The organism is Pyrobaculum organotrophum, assembly GCF_055384425.1.
This window is the reverse complement of the sequence record NZ_AP042430.1, coordinates 1,192,227-1,208,736: the sequence shown is the minus strand read 5'-3', so window position 1 is coordinate 1,208,736 and position 16,510 is coordinate 1,192,227. Positions and strand designations below refer to the sequence as shown.

The window sequence follows — 16,510 nt, the reverse complement described above, 5'->3', positions numbered from 1 at the left end:
GGCTGTAGTAATGGACGCTTAGGGCTATAGACTCAGTGCCGCTGAAGGGCGCTCATCTCTCGCCTGAACCTCTACTCATCACCTCTATAGCTCTACAAGGCACGTTTATATTGTTGCAACTGCCAAGTACATAAACAACGTTGGGTTTTAGAAGCTGTATGAGTTGTCGTAGAGGCCTATGTCTGTCGTATATTGGGGCTTTGATGTGGGCTCCTGCTGCGTATTTATGCCCGCCTCCTCCCATACGTGTTGCGACTTCTGTACAATCGTATGGGCTATCTCTATGCGCGCCGCAGTATAGCCTGTAGACTCTCCAACCTCGTTTAACTAGTATATTTACAAATTTTACGCCCTTTTTCTCAAGCTCTATCGTGAGTAGACGGTAGGATATGCCTAAGCGTATGGGGCTGTATATAAATAGGGTCTCCTCTGCCGGCAGTTTTGTAGCTATTTCTTGGATTTGTCTATTCCTCTCTAAACCTCTCTGGGCAAGCGATTTCAAAGGCTCCTCTTCTAATGCAGCAAGTCCAGCTTTTGCAAGTTTTTCTACCGCGGCCAACTTCTCTCTTCTGTCGGCGTATCTAATCGCGAGATCTAGAAGCCTCACTCTGGGGTCTGTTACATTGGCTGTATCTGTTTGTATAGCGGCGTCTACCAACTGCTTAGCCACCTCGTCGTTTTCCAAGCCAAGTGCTTTAGCTGCCAATAGCGCTGATGCGGGGGCCTCTGGGTCGTAAAACTCCACTTCTGCACAGGGCTTGTTAGTCTTGTGGTGATCTGCCCTCACTCTTACTCTGCCTGGACAGGGGAGGTCTGCCACAAAATCCCACCTCGTTAGTCTAATCCACCATTTTTTTACGTCGGCTGGCCCCGCCAGTACGACCGCCCCCCGTGGATTAGCTCTTTTAAAAAGAGCTGCAGACGCTATCCCGTCTACATCTCCCACGTCACACAACGCGAGAGGTCTGCCAGTTAGTTTAGCTATGATTACAGTAAGGAGCATACGCCGCCGTTAGATATATATTTATTTAATTTTGTCTACAGCGTTGAGGCTGGGGTTCTTGGGGAGGAGGAGTCTCTTTGAAGTCGTAAGGAGGGTGTCGTTTAACATAGCTCTTTTTGAGCGGGGGGATATAACTATTGTCGATGCTAAACTTAGAGAAGGGGGAGATATCGTATTACATTGCGACAGCTATCGTTGTGTTGCACAAGAGTTGTTTACTCTCTTGCCTAAACTACTTGGAGGTGGAAAGGTGGGGGTGGACCTCGGCACGTCTAGAAACGGCATGGCTTATGTATGGAGAGGAGAGCCTATTCTCCACGCCGTATTAGACTGGAAGACTGTAGAAGAGATTTTAAGAAATATTGGGCCTCTCCAGATTTACATAGGCTCTTCTCCTTACGTCGACGTTAAAAAAGCGGCTACGCTTGTCGGATGCCGCGAAGTGCGGCTTGTGGACGAGCTAGCCGCAGGTTGGACAAGAAGGTGGCTTAAGGCAAAATATCCAGAGTTGGAGGAAGACGAAATAGATGCGCTAGCGTTTACATATCACGACGGAGTGGCTGTATCTCTATGTTGACAACTCACCACTAAAGTCCCCCGCTTGCGCCCTTCACCGACGGCCTGGCTGTCACTGGCACGAGGCCGGCGCTCTTCGAAGAGTCTCCGAATTGTAGCGTCTATATCTAAGCCTTCACAACTCTGCTAAATACAATCCGCCGGAGTAAAGCCCGCCCTAAAGGGCGAGGCTTGTCGCAGTTGTCACTAATAAGTTTCAACATTTTCATAATGTATATCTCAAGGGAAAAAGTTTCACAAAGACTCCCCAATCTCTTTTATAAGCCCTGTTTTCGGCCAAGGGAGATTGCGGTGGGTGTGTATTTCTCGTCCTTTGTTTTAACTTCTGGCTCTACACAACTCTACAGAGGCCGGGGTTATAACTCCGCTGTTTCTAAACTAACAGACATAGCCTTAGGTGTTAACCCCGGTGAGGGGTTTTCGTAGCGAAAATCTGCGTACATGGGCAGATCGCCTCTCGCATGTTCAAAGGCTGTAATCTATCGATAGGTGTAAGACTAGTATTATCTAAGAAACTTTAATAAGCGGGATATGTCTTTTGTCAGTGTTTGTTGTGAAATGCGATTCATGTGGATTTATACTATATAAGGGGCCGGAGCCTAAGACTGTAGAAGCTGTCTATAAAATGTGGGGTGGAGTCTGTCCCAAGTGTCTCTCGCCGCTGGAGAGGAAGCCGATAAAAATAGCCATAGGCTTAAAGAGGGCGGCACGTTAAAGATATATTAGGGGCCGTTCCGTCCGTCATGGACAAGAAAGAGAAACTTCTACTTGCCGTGCCAGCCCTATTGGCGGCGTTTGCCATCGCTCTCTACGCCAGGATGTATAGGGTGTTTCTCTGGGGGTGGTGGCTGGACGAATTTGACCCCTACATAAGGTACTACCTGGCCAAGTACACTCTTGAGCATGGCGTCGGGTGGTGGTGGGGCGGTGCGCAGTTTACCCAGTTCTGGCACCCCTACGGCGTAGACTGGGGCAGAGTACTCCTCCCGGGCACCTCCCTCTACGGCCTCTTTGTCTACGCCCTCCTACGCCCCTTCGGGGTAGATCTGTGGCACGCCGTCATAGCGGCTCCTGCGATAATGAACTCTCTGGCTGTCTTTTCCATGTTCTACCTGGGGTATAGGGTTGGAAGCGAGTTGGGTATACCAAACGGCGGGGTTAGAGTTGGCCTAGCCGCCGCGTTGCTCACTGCCATAGCGCCGGCCTTCGTCGAACGCGGCTTTGCCGCTTGGTTCGACGACGAGCCGATAAGCCTCTTCCTAATCCCCCTGGGCCTTGCCCTGTTGATAGACGGCCTTAAGAGGCCGTGGACTGGGGCTCTGGCAGGAGCCGCGTTGGGCTACGTGGTGTGGACGTGGGGCGGGCACTTCTATGTCTGGAACTTAGTCGGCCTATACGCCATGGTCCTCCCCGCCTACTACTACCTAAAGCTAGCCCTGGCGAAGCTGGGGAAGAAGAGCAGACCCCCGGAGCTCCCCTTCGACGCAAGGAATTTCTTCCTGTCCTACCTCCTCTTCTACGTGGTGTACGCGGCCTTTGTGGCGGCTATACCTAGATACGGCGTACACACGGTGGCGAGCGCCTTCAACATACTGCCGACTTTCGGCCTCGCCTCGGCGGCGTTGACGTGGGCGCTTGGCTTAAAGCTCGGCGCCGCCAGAACAGCCGAGCTACTTAGGCGCTACATATGGGCTGTCGCAGGCGTGGTGGCCGTCGGCGTGGCGGTGTTCGCAGCGGCTATTGTGGCTGGGCTCATCGGCGGGAAGTTCATCGCCACCCTCCTGCCCTTCGGCAGATCGGCCATCGTGGCCAGCGTCGCGGAACACTCGACAACTCAGTTTATACAGATCTTGAGTAGGTACGGCCCCATAATCCCGTTCATAGTGGTCTCTCTGCCATATCTCTTCACGCCCAGCGGCCTGCTGGCGCTGTCTTACCTAGTTACCGCGGGCTACGCCGCCGCCACCATGGTGCGTCTCCTCGTGCTCCTGGCCCCCGGCGCGTTGATCGCGGCCGCCGTGGGCATGGTTAAGCTCTTTGACAACAGGAGGTTTGGCCATATCGTAATGGCGGCGGCCGTGGTCTCCACAGTGATGTTACTCTCCGCCGTGATGCCGGCCGTCTCGCAAGGCCAGGGCTTCGTCCAAGGCCTCGCTAGACAGCCTACCCAGATCGCCACCTCCGCTGTGGGGGTGGTGAGCGACGACTTCATAGACGCGTTGATGTGGCTTAAGACCCGTCTGCCGCCTTACGAGCCTGTGGCGTCGTGGTGGGACTACGGCTACTGGATTTCTGTCGTCGGGAACAAGACGAGCCTCGCAGACAACTCGACGATAAACGCGACGCAGATCGGCAAAATAGGCCTCGCGTTTATGGCGCCGCCTCAGGTAGGCGCCGCCATATTTACAAAGCAGTTCGGCACCAAGTACGTCCTCGCCATCATGCCCTACGCCATATACCCCGTCACCTTGCCCACGGGCCTGCAGACGCCTCTGCTCGTGCACGAGTATCCGCCTGGCGGCGACTTCTTAAAGTCCTACTGGATGACGAAGATAGCTCTGGAGAACGTGGGCAACGCCACGGATGTGTTAAAGGCGCGCGACATGAGCCCCGAGGACTATATATACACGAGGGTGATGTCTTTCCCAGGTCCTCCGCCTAACGCGGCGTACGCCTACTTCACCATCGGGGGTAGCTACTACCCCGTCCCGCTGGATTTAAACAGGACGTTGTACGCCATGCTCTTCTCCAAGGAGAGGTTCTTCCCCATATATGGCAACTACAGCCAGTTCCTCCCCTGGATCTTCGAGGGCATGGAGCAACCAGGCGGGGGCTTCACGTCATTTAGATCTCTGAGACTCGTCGGCGGCAACGTCTATCTGCCGACCGACATAACGCCGCAGCTCCAGAGCTTAGGAGCCTACGTGATCAAGGGCTGGGACCGCGGCGGGGTAGACGTAGTCGTTGACCCGTTGACGAACGCCACCCAGAGGATCCCCCTGGTTACGGCCGACCCGCGGCCTCTGAGACTTGTATACGTATCCAAGCCCTACGGCTGGGTGGTGGTGTACGAGGTGGAGGGGAGCTAGGGCCCCCCGAGGAGGTCTTTCAGAATTCTCTCCTTTGTCTCCTCTCTGACGGGGAGGGCGCCCGTCGACAGCTTCTGTAGGATTCTATACCTCTGGTATTTATCCTCCGGCGAGTACTTGGGCGGGTGTGGCACCTTGACGGGGCCTCCGCACCTGGGGCACTTCTCCTTAGACAGCGTGTAGGCCCCACATTTTGTGCAACGCCTCAGGAGTGACCTCATTCTAGGCGCTGCACCGTGGCTATTACTTTGTGCTTCTTCTGTAGCGTCTGTAGTATGTTTGCCAGCTCTGTGAAAGCTGCCTCCACCTGCTTAGGCGCCTGGCCTACAAGGTCTATGCGGTACCTCGGGGGCCCCACCACGTATATCTTCACAGAAACGCTGGGGTATTTCTCATGTAGGGTTTTTGCCAGCTCCGCTAGGGCGGCTTTTATCCTCTCCGCCCCGTCGCCCTCGACGCTGACGGCCTTTATTATGCCGGATATCTTGGTGGGGGGTATCTCCACCTGTTGTCTCGCAAGCTCCACAATCTGCTCCTTGAGCTGGGGGTCTAGCTCCAGGTCGTCGAGGACGTGGGGGCCGGTTTTCACGACCTCTTCAAACACCTTGAAGGGGTCTCCGAACTGCTCCTCCAGGTACCACAGCGCCTTAAGCGCCTCCTCCGGCGGCCTGCCCAGCTTCTTCATGGCTATCTCGAGCATCTTGAGCACTCTGACCTTGTGGCGGTAGAGCAAGAGCTTCTTCTCCTTCTCGTCGACACGGACGCGCTTTAGCGACACTTCCACGACTCTCATCCTCGGGTTTACGCTAATTACCTTAAACACTGTCTTATTCCCCTCCTTCACGTAGTCTCTAATCGAGTGGAACCAAGACTGTATAATCTCTTGCGTAGGCGCGAAGGCCTCCAGCTCGTATTCATCAAGGTAAATGTATGCGCCGTGTTCAGCTATTTTTTTGACGGTACCAATTACCAGCTCTCCGACGTCTGGGAGATCTTTCTTAACCAGTTTCATAAGGCGATGGGGGTATTTGGTATAAATCTGTTTAGCTATTCTAGTATTTTCACTACGTGTCCCGCAAGTCTAGCTTTTCCACCAGTTGGCTCGGCGAGTACTCTACCACAAACTAAACAGCGCACTACCATAGCCGCGTGGGAAAATACTACTTGTTCATTTCCACAGTCTGGACATCTGACTTTTATAAACTTAGACCGAGGTTGTGGGATTAAGACCTTGCTAAATTTAACTGGCATACTATACTAGCTCTACTTTCTTCATTCTACCAAGACTTCTCACAGTTTTATAACCGCATTTAGTACATGTAAAGACGAGAGTCACTTTCTTATTTACTTTTGCAAAACGTTTTTGCTTAGGCTTTGGGGTAGAGCCGTACCCCTTTAGTTTTCTCTCATATCTTCTCTGGCCTTCTGCTAAAGTGCGCCTCTGGCCGGCGTGGTAGTGAGATACTGTGTGTTTTGTATAAGTGTTGCAACGTGGGCAGTACTTATTAACAGACTTGGGAAATTTCATCAACCAACGCTGGAATTGAGTAAAAAATAAATCTTTCGCGCCGTAGGTCTCCTGACAAACATGGAAAACTAGCTCCTCCCAATGGCGCTCTGACAAAGTCTTATGGAAACCTCTTTGCCACACCCCTCTCCTCTAGATCTTTGGCGTCTCTCGCCGGTAGCTTAGCTAAATCTCCTTTGGCAAAGGGGCCTATTTGGATAAACTCCTCTGTTACTATGGCTGGGTGAGACACCAAAAATTGGACCACCACGTAGTTCTGTGATTTCTTCCTCTGCGGGCTGGCTTGTCTTATCTTAAGCAGGGGGCCTATTAGTCTCTCCTCTTCTGCAGTCATGTTACTAGGAGTTCTACCCTGGCTGAGCTCCCATAGTATTTTTTTAATTCTAAGGTCTACAATAGCTAATAGAGTAGAGATTATGTGGTCTTTTACTTTGTCTTGGAGACTCTGGGGAAGGGGCGAGTTTTGTAGCTCTTTTATAAACCGTTCGGCCACTTCTGCGTATGAGCTGTAGGGGGGTTCTGTTAATAGGCGTGAATTTACCTCCGCCGTAAGCCAAAGTCTTAGTTTCTCAATCATATATTTTACCTATTTCTTGCAGTTCTAAATATATTGCAAGATATGCAGGAAGTACTTTTACATCGCCTTCTCTAGCATTTATTTTTTCAAATAAGACAGCGCCTTCAAATGTCTTGTTAAATCTAAGTTTTAAGTTGCCCTTCTTAAAGACAATTGCGCGTTCTACAATCTGCTCTACATCTTTTTCGAGGTCTTGTTGAGAGAGGGGGAGCGCTAATAGTCCTGTCTTTCCGTTTATAGAGCCGGGTACTCTAATTAGCCTGTGTATATCCTGGGTAACAACTTCGTCTATTTCTATTTTTAAAGCTTTTGGGTCTTCAACTCCCTGTCTAATTCTAAAGAGGTTTCCGCCGACCTCCTCCTCGTACAAAACGACTTTTTTCCTCCCCTTCTTTACGACGAAACGAGAGGGGTCGAAACCCACGGCCTTTAGGTAGTTGACAAGCTCTCTCCTCTCCTTAGCCCCTAATGTTAACACCTCCTCTTCAGACACATGTATGTGGAAACCTCTGTTGCCAGAAAACACAACACGCCTAGGCTTCAGCCCTAGCTCTCCTGTGAGGACGTCAATTAGCTTGTTGGCCTCTTCTTTTGCATCATTAAGACAAGCTATGGACACAAGTTTGCTTTCTCTACAAGCCTCTGTATCAAGGTGATCACCGTCTATGTCAAATATTAAGTCTGCCCCCAGCCAGCCTTTTCGTTCCATATCTTCTTCGCCTGGCCTTTCGTAATATGCCGAAGAGTGGTATATATGTCTTGGCGTTTTTTCTATAACAAATTTTTTCAATTCTTCCAAAGTTTTGAAAGCTCTATGTCTAACTATACCGCCTTCAAAATATTGAAATGCAAACTCTCTTTTCTCGACCGCGTCTATGTCAAATTTTGCATAATTCCGGTAGAAGTTGCGGAAAAAGACTTCGACGATCACTCTACTCTAGGCGCTAGGAAGTAGGAGATTTTGCCGCCCGCGGGAATGTCGAAGGTTAACAGTAGGGGTTTCGCCGTTGCTAACTCAATTGTAACTATGTCGCTGATTTTAGACGTCTTTCCGACAATATCAACTAGATATTCCAAAGAGTATCGGGCAGAAGCAGGCTCTTTTACATCAAATTCGTAGACGAGCTCGCTGTTTTTATCAAGCTTAACTTCTACCTCGCCTTTATCGCTAGACGCCTTCATTAACAACGCCTCTTCATTAGCCTCAAATTTTATCTCATCTGCTATAGCATCTGCGTCTTTTACTGCAGAAGCTAAGACATCGCTGGCAGTTTTTACCATTGCCGTAAATACTACCTTTGGCGTTGGGAGGTCTTCGCTGACAACCTCTATCGTCGGTATTGTAATAGATCTCACAGATTTCCCAACTAGTTTTATTCTCACTCTACCCTCCTCAATCTCCATAGATATCTTATCCCCCTTCTTAATCCGTCTCAAGACCTTCTTCAAGTCTTTGAAATTGAGGCCAATACGCAACTCCTCTACTTCTGGAAATTCTTCAAACGCCTCCTTAGGTATTGAAAGATCTACCATCGCAGTTCTAGATGCATCAAGCGCCCTGAGGTAAAGGCCGTCGCTTCTGACGATAAAACTTGCCTCCTCTACCAATACAGAAATTGAGTCTACTATATATGCAAATTCCTTGGCGTCTAGGTATGTTAATATGTGTTTCGACATGTTATTATATCACCACCCTATTTTTAAGTCTGTAGATTGGTATTATTCATATTCGCGCCATGTATATCCACATTTTGTACATCTGTAGAAACGCGTTGGCGGCTCATCTGCCGCTCTAGTTTGTTGAACCCATACATAAGCCTCGTCGTGTCCACATTTGGGACATCCCCTAGTCTTAACCTTAGGCAGATTTATTATATTATCAGACACCACTATGATAGTGTTTTTACTCTCTACAATAGACTTGCTCTGATATCTGTTTTTCGCATCGCCGCTAATCTCCTCTTCATATCCACATTTTGGACATCTCAATACGGTCTTATCCCCCTTTCTTACAGGAATTAACAAACTCTTGTCGTTAGGACAAAATCTCATGCCGCTACAAACGACGTGTGGTATATAAATTCTTTGAGACAAAAATCTTATAAATTGGGGCTATAACTGGGGCGTGACGTCAGTTAAAGAAGTTCCTGCCGATATGTTAATAGCTGAATTAGCTAAATATATAAAAGAGAATATACCGCAGGTAAAGCCGCCGGTATGGGCGCCTTTTGTAAAAACTGGGGCTAACAAAGAGAGGCCTCCTATGAACGAAGACTGGTGGTATATAAGAGCAGCATCTATAATGAGAAAACTATACCTATATGGGCCTGTTGGCGTCGGTAGCTTAAGGACGGCCTATGGCTACAGGGCTAAGATAGGCGATAAGACAAGACCTGAAAGAACTAGAAAAGCGGGGGGCGCCATAATTAGAAAGATATTACAACAGCTTGAACAAGCTGGTCTAGTCGCTAAGACCAAACAGGGGAGAATATTGACTCCAGAGGGCAAGTCGCTTGTCGACAGGATAGCTGCAAAAATTGGAAGAGAGCTTACAAAGACAAGACCGGAGCTTTTAAAATACATCGCGCCGCCTAAGGAGTAATGGCTGAGGGGGGTTTTGAAGATAGAGAACTAGAGGAGATAAGGAGGAGGAAGCTGGAGGAGTTACAAAAAAGGGCAGAGCTTGAGCGGCAGGCACAAATAGCGGCTGCCCAGAGAAGAGTTGCATTGAAAAGAATACTCACTCCTGAAGCTCTTGCAAGGTTAGATAATATCAGAGTTGTGAGACCTGAGCTGGCGGAAGCTCTTGAGCAACAGCTGATTGCTCTAGCTTCCTCTGGGAGAGTAAAAGTGCCTATAGATGATGAGACATTAAAGAAAATTTTAGAGGCTATCTATAGCCAGACACGCCGGGAGTATAGATTTCGTCTCTAAAGTTTTTAAACTCTCTGATTAAAACACGGCCATGGCCCGTAATAAGCCTCTTGGCAAAAAGTTAAGACTAGCCGCCGCGCTTAAGTCTAATAGAAACCCCCCTGTGTGGGTTGTTGTGAAAACTAAGAGAAGAGTCACTAGATCTCCCACACGTAGACACTGGCGTAGGACGAAGCTAAAGGCTTAGGCAGATTTTATTGCTCTTATTATCTCGCCGAGTTTCTCAGGTTTCTCCTCAGCTAAGGTCCCAGTTACTATCACATTTGGCTTCTCCCGCGCAATTGTATAAGCTACCTCTCCGCTTCTAATACCGCCGCCCACAATTAAAATTCTTGGAAAGACTCTTCTCGCGGCTCTTACCATCTCTGGGGGCGCTGGCTGAGGCGCCCCGCTGCCAGCTTCTAAATACACCGCCTTAAAACCTATGTAATTTGCAGCTAATGCATATGCCATAACAATGTCTGGCCTTGTGTATGGTATTGGCTTACTCATTGAGACAAAACCTGCGGCGCCGCCGTCGCCTATTATAATATAAGCTGTTGATATAACTTCCAACTTGGGATAGTGCTTTGCCAATAGGACAGCGCCTTGTATCTGAGCCCCAATTATATAATAGGGGTCTAGCGAGTTTAGCACGCTGAGAAATAATACGCCATCTGCTTCGTCAGTGAGTTGCGAAATAGAGCCTGGGAAAATTACGACTGGGACGTGCGCTATTGATTTTATGTCTTTGACAACTTGTGTAATCTGGCTCTCTCTAATGCCTAAAGATCCGCCGACTAGTATGCCGTCAGTCCCTGCCTCTAAAGCGTATTTAGCAATCTTTAGATAGTCAACTGATTTATCTGGGTCTATCAATGTGAAGTGTTTTGTACCCTCTATTAGATACTCATATAGTTTCATTGCCATCAACTCCTTCTTGTTTTCTTTGCGGCGGTGTTATTTTGCCCTCTAGATATAGGTCTACGAAAGCGTTATAGTAATCCACAGCCATCCACCCCGGCCGCTCTTCAAATTCGTAACGTAAGCTACAGTTGCCACATATTACTAAATAGCCGTTTTCTGTCTTTTTTACTGTAACTAATTGAGCGCCACAGTGGGGGCAGGTAAAGATTTTTGGTAATGTCTTCTTTAGCTTTGGAATTATCTTTCTAGTCTTTCTTCGTCTCCCCATATAACTCGTGGGGAGACCGTGAATATAAATATACGTCAGCTGTAGCGCCTTCGGTCACCAAATCACCGTAACCCTGACGGCATCACCATAGAGCACTTTATACAAATTTTAAAACTTTAGCGTAATGAAACTTATGAGATATCTGTCTGGCTTAAACCCAGTTTATAAAGTGGCAGATATCTTACCACAAGTCAACAAAATAGAAGACGTGGAGAAAATCGCCGTATGGGATGCGGCAGGTCGCGTAGTTGCCAGAGATGTTATAGCGCCTCACGACTATCCCCCATATCCTAGGGCTGCCTATGACGGCTATGCTGTTAACTCTAGCGCAACGCCGGGAAAGTTCAGAGTCGTCGGAACTATTCTCGTAGGGCAATATAGGAGAGATATAGTATTGAATAGCGGCGAGGCCGCTTATGTCACAGTGGGAGCTTTTCTGCCTGAGGGCGCCGACGCTGTCGTGCCTGAGGAAGCTGTAAAAAGAGAGGGGGAGTACATTCTGGTAGATAGGAAGTTTGAAAAATACGCCAATGTAGACCCTCCTGGCTCATATGTACGTAAGGGTGTTGTATTATTAAAACAAGGCACTGTAGTCACGCCGTTTGATGTTGTAGGTCTTCTCGACGTCGGCATCACTACGCTATATGCATATAGAAGGGTACGCGTCGGCATTGTTACAACAGGCGATGAATTAATCGCCCCGCCTATCGATCCAGATACAGCTAGTGAACTAGTGTTACGTGGAAAGGTTATTGAATCGACGGGATCTTTAGTTGCGTGGTATATCCAGACGTTTATGCCATATGTAGAAGTTAGAGAAAAAATAATCACCGGAGATAGACACGAGGAGGTGCGAGCAGTAGTAGACAGATTTCTTAAGCTATATGATGCAATTATCATAACCGGCGGCGCAGGGCCTAGCGAAATAGACCATTTCTACAAACTAGGCTTTGGGGGGCTTAGAGGATTTCGCATGAAGCCTGGAAGACCTACGAGTGTAGCAGTAGTAGGAGGGAAGCCTGTCTTTGGACTTTCCGGCTATCCGATAAGCGCACTTCACGGCGTTATTAGAATCGTAGAGCCAGTTCTCAGATATATGGCGAATGTAAATAAAGCGCCAGGCCACGACTGGCATTATGCGGTAATTACACAAGATATACAGGGCGAGATGGCTCAGATTGTGCGGGTGAAACTTGAGGTTACTGAAAGCGGACTTCATGCAATACCTATTAAGGCTAGACACCATAGTTTTACAGAGCCGGATGCGTGTGGTGTAGCTTTAATACCGCCGGGGGGCGTAAAAAGAGGAGATATGGTTCTGGTATTAACGTACCGCGATATTAGGAGAGGCTAGACATTTGCTAAGCTTAATATAGCCTCTTTTAACAAGCATATCCAAAGCGTACAGCATATAGCCAAATCTCTTCTCTACATATTCACTACCGTACCACTCTAGATGCGCTTGTATTAGTTCGTCAAGACACCACTCGGTTTTTCCGGTCTCTTTTACGATCTTCATAATAAAGCCTGTGGCATCTTCTACGGCATTCCATTGATAGGCAAACCAAATCCACTCTCTAACCTCTACTGCGTAGAAATCCGGCATAAATTTGGCAACGCTTGTTATTACTTGTAACGCGGCTGTCTTAACCTCTTTTGGTCTACAACACTCTTCGAGACTCTTTTTTGCAAGCTCGATACTATCGCCAGTGTCGACAATATCGTCTACTACCAACACTCTTTTACCACTTAGATCTACGTTAATTGGATATTTCACATAAGCTTTCTCAGCGATTTGTGCAGCAGAAGGCCAATGTACCACTTGTACACTAAGGAGGTCGCTCACGCCGAGCCAATCACAGAGAAGACGCGCTGGTACATAACCGCCGCGGGCCACAGCTACTATTACGTCTGGTTGCCAGTTACTCTCTTTGATTTTCTCTGCCAATTTCCTACTCCACTCAACAATTTCGTCAAATGTCACAACTTTTACAGGGATCTTAGGCACGTTGAGGTAAGTTCCTACCCAGTTTATATACATTCAAGGTATTATTTACACGGCTCCACAGTTATAAACGTCGTACCGAAATTGCGACATTTAACTAAACCTTTAAATTCAAAATCCGATGTCCTAACAATACCGCACTCCATATCCACACACTGGTTAAAGAGGAGGTTGCCCACTACACATCTATCGCCTTCGCATGATGCGTATTTAGCCCTCTTTCTTCCCCCGTCTACCATCATGTTTATATTGCCGGCTGCAATATACAGCCCTGCTACATTAAACGCAACGAGCCACCTTCCCATCACTTTTGCAACAATATATGGAAGAGCTCTCAACAGCCCCAAGTCTACGGCAACGCCTCCTGGCATAACCACAGGATCTAATGCGGCATAGATCCCAAATAGAAGCAACCAACTCTCATAGCTCAGAGAAAGTCTCCATTTTAATGCGCTGTAGATGCCATATCGCATAGCTATAGCAAATCCAAGCCACGACTGGTCTATTACCTCAAGCACATCTCTAAACTTCAACAGCCCAAGAAGAGCTGCAGATATCTTGTCTAGATTTGGCGGCGTGTAAAGCTTACGCTCTCTTAACCCCCTGGCAATTAATACACCAAGAGTCTCTCTACATCTTCGCAGAGCTATAGGCTCCCCCCTGCGGTAGATATCCCAAAGAGGACGTGACCCTTTAATAACAGCATATAGATATTCGGCGAGACAATCGCCACTATTTAACCTATCTGTTGCATAAAGTTCAGAAATTCTAAGAGCTTTATTTAACCCCTCTGTAAAAACCTCACGGTAGAAAAACCTAGGTATTTCAGGAGGGTCGCTACAGAGATATAGACCGCCAACTTTAACAGGACATCTCAAGGCGCGTCTAAATACAACCAATTTTTCGTTTAGATAGACGCCATCTTCTCTAATTTCTACTCTTCCCAATATACGACTACCGCCAAATTGTAACTTACTACTGTTGATATATAGCGTTTTACTAGGAGATATCTTGATAAAAATATCGGCGAGGTTATCAGCGTTCAAATCCTCGCTCATCAATCGCCACTCGCCTCTCGTCACCCATAAAAAACAACACAGAAAGATAAAAAATTAATACCTTGCCGTATCCACGCCATCATCGTGTCTAACAACAACTCAGCCAGTGCAGACGTAACATATCAAGAGATGCGCAGAGATGTCGTAATAGCTCGCGAAATACGGCTTTGAAAAGGGAGCTACGTACCGCCCGGCCCCACGTCCGAGGTTGCCGACAACGGCATAGGCGAGAAGGAGGTTTCTAGACGTCGTCTAGGGATGGGCGGACGAAAATCAGACGTCTTTTTCTCTAGTATACAGCCATGTAAGCTTAGAGAGATCTATTCCCTCGCCGTGTTTTATAAGAGAGAGGACATTCCAGGTTATTACCCCTATGATGATGTGTCTACAAATCTTTCCCCCTACTGTATTACCTTCACATGTACACTTAGCCCCATATTCGCCTACTGCGACATAATACCAAACATCTGGTTTTTTTCTTGATCTTACGGCCAGCCTTAGTCCAACTATCTTACTTCCTCTCTCAACTATTTCAACTATTCTCACAGTCTCAGGAGTTACATAGAAATATAGATCTAGAACCTTCTCTATCCTTATATCTAAAACTCTAGAGAGGGCCAATAAGAAGTTCTTAATCTGGTCATCAATTTGATACTGCATCTACAAAATCTTCGTCTCCTGCTATAATAGAGATTCTTGAATCTGGATATTGTTGTCCATAGATTACGTATTTAAAGCCGGGGACATATTTTGAAAACGTCAACGCCCCCGCGATATCTAATACACGTAACCTCCCTCTGAGGTCTACAAAGCCTTTTGCAATTCCTTCGGCTGTATATATTAGTTCTGCGGCAGAACTGCCCAAACTCCTCCCCTTTAGCCCCATTTTTCGCAAAATTTCACAAGTCTTGTCAGGAAATCCGTTGCTAATGGCTACAAAAACTATATTACTTTTCCTTCTTCTTTTGATAGGCCTTCCGTTTTTCCGAGCGCCGAGCTCTGGACTGGCAGTATATATATCTCCCATTGGTAAAATAGATACCGTTGCATATTCTAAATCCCCAAGCGTTCCTTCTCTGTATTTTCCGGCTGCTAAAGAAATGGCAAAGATTGGTATCCCGACAGTATAGTTAAGCGAGCCGTCTAGCGGATCAAGAACAAACATATACCGCTCGTCCCCCCATCTATAGACCCCCCGCTCTTCTGCATATAGAACCCCGCCCTCTCTAAAGTTTTCTTTTAACATATAGTACACCAACTCCTCTATTGCTAAGTCGATTTCTCTAGTTACATCATCTCCTTTGTTTAAAATAACTTCGACCCCTCGACCTTTTTTGAAGCTATCGAGTAAGTATTGGGAAGCCCGCGCCACAACCGCCTCCAATATACCTAACACATTTCTAGCTTTTCTATGTCTTATTTAAGTAGTACAGATAGATAGTCGCAGCAATTATAAACTTGGCCGTCTAGCGACATATGGAAAAGCTAAAGAAGAGGTTTGTAATTGCGTCTATAGGGGTTTTTTAAATACGAATCTTTATATCAAGAAAAGTTTCTGAAAGCCAAGCCCCTTCTGTTGCCAACTCGAAGTCTACTATGTAGTCGACAAATCTTGCGACACTAGCTACAGCGTTTACATAATCGACAACGTCATTGCCCAGAATTCTTTCTATGTCTCTGATGCCTGAAACCGCAAATACTTTGACTTTCATACGCCCAGAGTATATGTTATATATAACTTCTATAATATCACGAAATGTCGTAGCTACTTTAACTCTATTTTCCTCTAACTCCACTGGGAGTGTTGTCTGCGGAAATAGCGAAAGGTAAAATATATCACGCGTTGAAGCGAGCTCTTCTAATTTTTTCGCAAGCTTTCTCTTATCTGTTCCATATATGCCTACTATCTGAGATTTGTATAGTTCCTCTACGCCAAGAAGCGTTGCGTCTTCAGGCATCGGCGACTTTATGACCAAGGGTTTTTTATTTGGATATACGTAGACGAGCCCTACGCCTTCTAGAAAGTCAAAGAGAAAACGTTCACTGGGGGGCGCATGTCTAGATTTAACAAGTTTAAGATATCTAACTGTATGGCCCAGTGCGTTTTCTTTACTCCACACTTTGACTAAGTTATCTGCTATGTAAAACACTTGCTTTGGCACGCCCTCTACTACAACTATAATTGGCATATCTTTAGAAAGCTGGTAGAGAAAGCCGTGAGCTAATTCTTCTAGTTTCTCTTCATGTGGCGCAATCCCATTTATCGTATCTACTACTAGCGCCTCATATTCGTGGATGTGGTCTGCAATAAACTTAGCTATATTCCCTCTAAAGGCTCTTGGGAAGTCGAATACATAGAATTTCTCGGCGTTGGCGCCAACTCTAGTAAAAGTCGTCTTTAGTATATTTGGCGGTTCATTTGTACTAATCCACAGTATTCTATTTGCCACTTTGTCGGCAAGTTTAGCGGCGACGCTAGTCTTTCCGCTTCCAGGCGGCCCGTAGACTACAGTAAGGCCTCTAGAGGCCACTTCCTGAATTACAAACACATAGGTGCAACGGTGTA

At 47.1% G+C, this 16,510-nt stretch carries 23 protein-coding genes; 7 read left to right on the top strand and 16 right to left on the bottom strand.

Features of this window, described 5'->3' with window-relative positions; genetic code table 11:
- Positions 1-52 precede the first annotated feature (52 nt).
- Positions 53-1,003: a Fis family transcriptional regulator gene (locus ACZ49R_RS07390; protein WP_464732541.1), complete on the bottom strand. Its 951-nt coding sequence runs from the start codon at positions 1,001-1,003 to the stop codon at positions 53-55.
- A 31-nt stretch (positions 1,004-1,034) separates the two neighbouring features.
- On the opposite strand from ACZ49R_RS07390, the gene ACZ49R_RS07385 reads away from it, so the two are divergent.
- The 3 genes from ACZ49R_RS07385 to ACZ49R_RS07375 all read left to right on the top strand — a co-directional run bounded on the left by ACZ49R_RS07385 (position 1,035) and on the right by ACZ49R_RS07375 (position 4,668).
- Positions 1,035-1,580 (top strand): hypothetical protein, encoded by a 546-nt coding sequence (locus tag ACZ49R_RS07385; protein ID WP_464732540.1) that lies wholly within the window; start codon positions 1,035-1,037, stop codon positions 1,578-1,580.
- Positions 1,581-2,123: 543 nt separating this feature from the next.
- On the top strand, positions 2,124-2,294 hold the full coding sequence (locus ACZ49R_RS07380; protein WP_167827604.1) for a hypothetical protein: 171 nt from the start codon (positions 2,124-2,126) through the stop codon (positions 2,292-2,294).
- Between the two features lie 28 nt (positions 2,295-2,322).
- A complete protein-coding gene (locus tag ACZ49R_RS07375) occupies positions 2,323-4,668 on the top strand; it encodes an STT3 domain-containing protein (protein ID WP_464732539.1) in 2,346 nt (781 codons plus the stop codon).
- On the opposite strand, the gene ACZ49R_RS07370 is transcribed toward ACZ49R_RS07375, so the two are convergent.
- The 8 genes from ACZ49R_RS07370 to ACZ49R_RS07335 all read right to left on the bottom strand — a co-directional run bounded on the left by ACZ49R_RS07370 (position 4,665) and on the right by ACZ49R_RS07335 (position 8,825).
- Entirely contained in the window at positions 4,665-4,889 is a 225-nt protein-coding gene (locus ACZ49R_RS07370) for an RNA-protein complex protein Nop10 (protein WP_011762187.1), read from the bottom strand. The genes ACZ49R_RS07375 and ACZ49R_RS07370 overlap by 4 nt on opposite strands.
- The gene (locus ACZ49R_RS07365) at positions 4,886-5,680 is read right to left on the bottom strand and encodes a translation initiation factor IF-2 subunit alpha (RefSeq protein ID WP_011762188.1); all 795 of its coding nucleotides are present in this window, start codon (positions 5,678-5,680) and stop codon (positions 4,886-4,888) included. Before ACZ49R_RS07365 ends, ACZ49R_RS07370 begins: the two co-directional genes overlap by 4 nt.
- 35 nt (positions 5,681-5,715) lie before the next feature.
- Positions 5,716-5,919, bottom strand: coding sequence for a 30S ribosomal protein S27e (locus tag ACZ49R_RS07360; RefSeq protein ID WP_011762189.1), 204 nt, complete (start codon positions 5,917-5,919; stop codon positions 5,716-5,718).
- Position 5,920: 1 nt separating this feature from the next.
- Positions 5,921-6,196, bottom strand: coding sequence for a 50S ribosomal protein L44e (locus ACZ49R_RS07355; RefSeq protein WP_011762190.1), 276 nt, complete (start codon positions 6,194-6,196; stop codon positions 5,921-5,923).
- 100 nt (positions 6,197-6,296) lie between these two features.
- Positions 6,297-6,773, bottom strand: coding sequence for a DNA replication complex subunit Gins51 (locus ACZ49R_RS07350; RefSeq protein WP_011762191.1), 477 nt, complete (start codon positions 6,771-6,773; stop codon positions 6,297-6,299).
- Positions 6,766-7,704, bottom strand: coding sequence for a DNA primase catalytic subunit PriS (gene priS / locus ACZ49R_RS07345; RefSeq protein WP_464732538.1), 939 nt, complete (start codon positions 7,702-7,704; stop codon positions 6,766-6,768). Before priS ends, ACZ49R_RS07350 begins: the two co-directional genes overlap by 8 nt.
- Complete coding sequence (gene pcn, locus ACZ49R_RS07340; protein WP_011762193.1) at positions 7,701-8,450, bottom strand: proliferating cell nuclear antigen (pcna); 750 nt, start codon at positions 8,448-8,450, stop codon at positions 7,701-7,703. Before pcn ends, priS begins: the two co-directional genes overlap by 4 nt.
- Before the next feature lie 42 nt (positions 8,451-8,492).
- Complete coding sequence (locus ACZ49R_RS07335; RefSeq protein WP_011762194.1) at positions 8,493-8,825, bottom strand: transcription factor S; 333 nt, start codon at positions 8,823-8,825, stop codon at positions 8,493-8,495.
- Positions 8,826-8,898: 73 nt separating this feature from the next.
- Here ACZ49R_RS07335 and ACZ49R_RS07330 point away from each other — a divergent pair, with 73 nt between their 5' ends.
- Genes ACZ49R_RS07330 through ACZ49R_RS07320 form a run of 3 tightly spaced genes read left to right on the top strand, consistent with a single transcriptional unit; the run spans position 8,899 to position 9,894 of the window.
- On the top strand, positions 8,899-9,375 hold the full coding sequence (locus tag ACZ49R_RS07330) for a 30S ribosomal protein S19e (protein WP_011762195.1): 477 nt from the start codon (positions 8,899-8,901) through the stop codon (positions 9,373-9,375).
- Positions 9,375-9,707, top strand: coding sequence for a DNA-binding protein (locus ACZ49R_RS07325; RefSeq protein ID WP_011762196.1), 333 nt, complete (start codon positions 9,375-9,377; stop codon positions 9,705-9,707). Before ACZ49R_RS07330 ends, ACZ49R_RS07325 begins: the two co-directional genes overlap by 1 nt.
- 31 nt (positions 9,708-9,738) lie before the next feature.
- On the top strand, positions 9,739-9,894 hold the full coding sequence (locus ACZ49R_RS07320; RefSeq protein WP_011762197.1) for a 50S ribosomal protein L39e: 156 nt from the start codon (positions 9,739-9,741) through the stop codon (positions 9,892-9,894).
- On the opposite strand, the gene ACZ49R_RS07315 is transcribed toward ACZ49R_RS07320, so the two are convergent.
- Together ACZ49R_RS07315 and ACZ49R_RS07310 are read right to left on the bottom strand one after the other, a co-directional pair.
- A complete protein-coding gene (locus ACZ49R_RS07315) occupies positions 9,891-10,610 on the bottom strand; it encodes a phosphoglycerol geranylgeranyltransferase (RefSeq protein ID WP_464734106.1) in 720 nt (239 codons plus the stop codon). The two genes, ACZ49R_RS07320 and ACZ49R_RS07315, sit on opposite strands and share 4 nt — an antisense overlap.
- Entirely contained in the window at positions 10,597-10,881 is a 285-nt protein-coding gene (locus ACZ49R_RS07310; RefSeq protein WP_464732537.1) for a hypothetical protein, read from the bottom strand. Before ACZ49R_RS07310 ends, ACZ49R_RS07315 begins: the two co-directional genes overlap by 14 nt.
- 133 nt (positions 10,882-11,014) lie before the next feature.
- On the opposite strand from ACZ49R_RS07310, the gene ACZ49R_RS07305 reads away from it, so the two are divergent.
- On the top strand, positions 11,015-12,235 hold the full coding sequence (locus ACZ49R_RS07305) for a molybdopterin molybdotransferase MoeA (RefSeq protein ID WP_464732536.1): 1,221 nt from the start codon (positions 11,015-11,017) through the stop codon (positions 12,233-12,235).
- Here the strand turns inward: ACZ49R_RS07305 and ACZ49R_RS07300 are convergent.
- The 5 genes from ACZ49R_RS07300 to ACZ49R_RS07280 all read right to left on the bottom strand — a co-directional run bounded on the left by ACZ49R_RS07300 (position 12,206) and on the right by ACZ49R_RS07280 (position 16,493).
- Entirely contained in the window at positions 12,206-12,889 is a 684-nt protein-coding gene (locus ACZ49R_RS07300; protein ID WP_053240534.1) for a phosphoribosyltransferase, read from the bottom strand. The two genes, ACZ49R_RS07305 and ACZ49R_RS07300, sit on opposite strands and share 30 nt — an antisense overlap.
- A 41-nt stretch (positions 12,890-12,930) precedes the next feature.
- Positions 12,931-13,944, bottom strand: coding sequence for a hypothetical protein (locus tag ACZ49R_RS07295; RefSeq protein WP_011762202.1), 1,014 nt, complete (start codon positions 13,942-13,944; stop codon positions 12,931-12,933).
- A 273-nt stretch (positions 13,945-14,217) separates the two neighbouring features.
- Entirely contained in the window at positions 14,218-14,604 is a 387-nt protein-coding gene (locus tag ACZ49R_RS07290; protein ID WP_011762203.1) for an SWIM zinc finger family protein, read from the bottom strand.
- Positions 14,588-15,340, bottom strand: a complete 753-nt coding sequence (locus tag ACZ49R_RS07285) for an inositol monophosphatase family protein (protein WP_464732535.1) — start codon at positions 15,338-15,340, stop codon at positions 14,588-14,590. The genes ACZ49R_RS07290 and ACZ49R_RS07285 overlap by 17 nt, the downstream gene beginning before the upstream one ends.
- Before the next feature lie 127 nt (positions 15,341-15,467).
- The gene (locus ACZ49R_RS07280; protein WP_464732534.1) at positions 15,468-16,493 is read right to left on the bottom strand and encodes an RAD55 family ATPase; all 1,026 of its coding nucleotides are present in this window, start codon (positions 16,491-16,493) and stop codon (positions 15,468-15,470) included.
- Between the last annotated feature and the right edge of the window lie 17 nt (positions 16,494-16,510).

Coding starts and splice junctions, on each gene's coding strand:
- ACZ49R_RS07390 (WP_464732541.1), bottom strand. CDS start 1,003: ATGCTCCTTACTGTAATCATAGCTAAACTAACTGGCAGACCTCTCGCG.
- ACZ49R_RS07375 (WP_464732539.1), top strand. CDS start 2,323: ATGGACAAGAAAGAGAAACTTCTACTTGCCGTGCCAGCCCTATTGGCG.
- ACZ49R_RS07370 (WP_011762187.1), bottom strand. CDS start 4,889: ATGAGGTCACTCCTGAGGCGTTGCACAAAATGTGGGGCCTACACGCTG.
- ACZ49R_RS07365 (WP_011762188.1), bottom strand. CDS start 5,680: ATGAAACTGGTTAAGAAAGATCTCCCAGACGTCGGAGAGCTGGTAATT.
- ACZ49R_RS07360 (WP_011762189.1), bottom strand. CDS start 5,919: ATGCCAGTTAAATTTAGCAAGGTCTTAATCCCACAACCTCGGTCTAAG.
- ACZ49R_RS07355 (WP_011762190.1), bottom strand. CDS start 6,196: ATGAAATTTCCCAAGTCTGTTAATAAGTACTGCCCACGTTGCAACACT.
- ACZ49R_RS07350 (WP_011762191.1), bottom strand. CDS start 6,773: ATGATTGAGAAACTAAGACTTTGGCTTACGGCGGAGGTAAATTCACGC.
- pcn (WP_011762193.1), bottom strand. CDS start 8,450: ATGTCGAAACACATATTAACATACCTAGACGCCAAGGAATTTGCATAT.
- ACZ49R_RS07335 (WP_011762194.1), bottom strand. CDS start 8,825: ATGAGATTTTGTCCTAACGACAAGAGTTTGTTAATTCCTGTAAGAAAG.
- ACZ49R_RS07325 (WP_011762196.1), top strand. CDS start 9,375: ATGGCTGAGGGGGGTTTTGAAGATAGAGAACTAGAGGAGATAAGGAGG.
- ACZ49R_RS07320 (WP_011762197.1), top strand. CDS start 9,739: ATGGCCCGTAATAAGCCTCTTGGCAAAAAGTTAAGACTAGCCGCCGCG.
- ACZ49R_RS07315 (WP_464734106.1), bottom strand. CDS start 10,610: ATGAAACTATATGAGTATCTAATAGAGGGTACAAAACACTTCACATTG.
- ACZ49R_RS07310 (WP_464732537.1), bottom strand. CDS start 10,881: ATGGGGAGACGAAGAAAGACTAGAAAGATAATTCCAAAGCTAAAGAAG.
- ACZ49R_RS07305 (WP_464732536.1), top strand. CDS start 11,015: ATGAGATATCTGTCTGGCTTAAACCCAGTTTATAAAGTGGCAGATATC.
- ACZ49R_RS07295 (WP_011762202.1), bottom strand. CDS start 13,944: ATGAGCGAGGATTTGAACGCTGATAACCTCGCCGATATTTTTATCAAG.
- ACZ49R_RS07290 (WP_011762203.1), bottom strand. CDS start 14,604: ATGCAGTATCAAATTGATGACCAGATTAAGAACTTCTTATTGGCCCTC.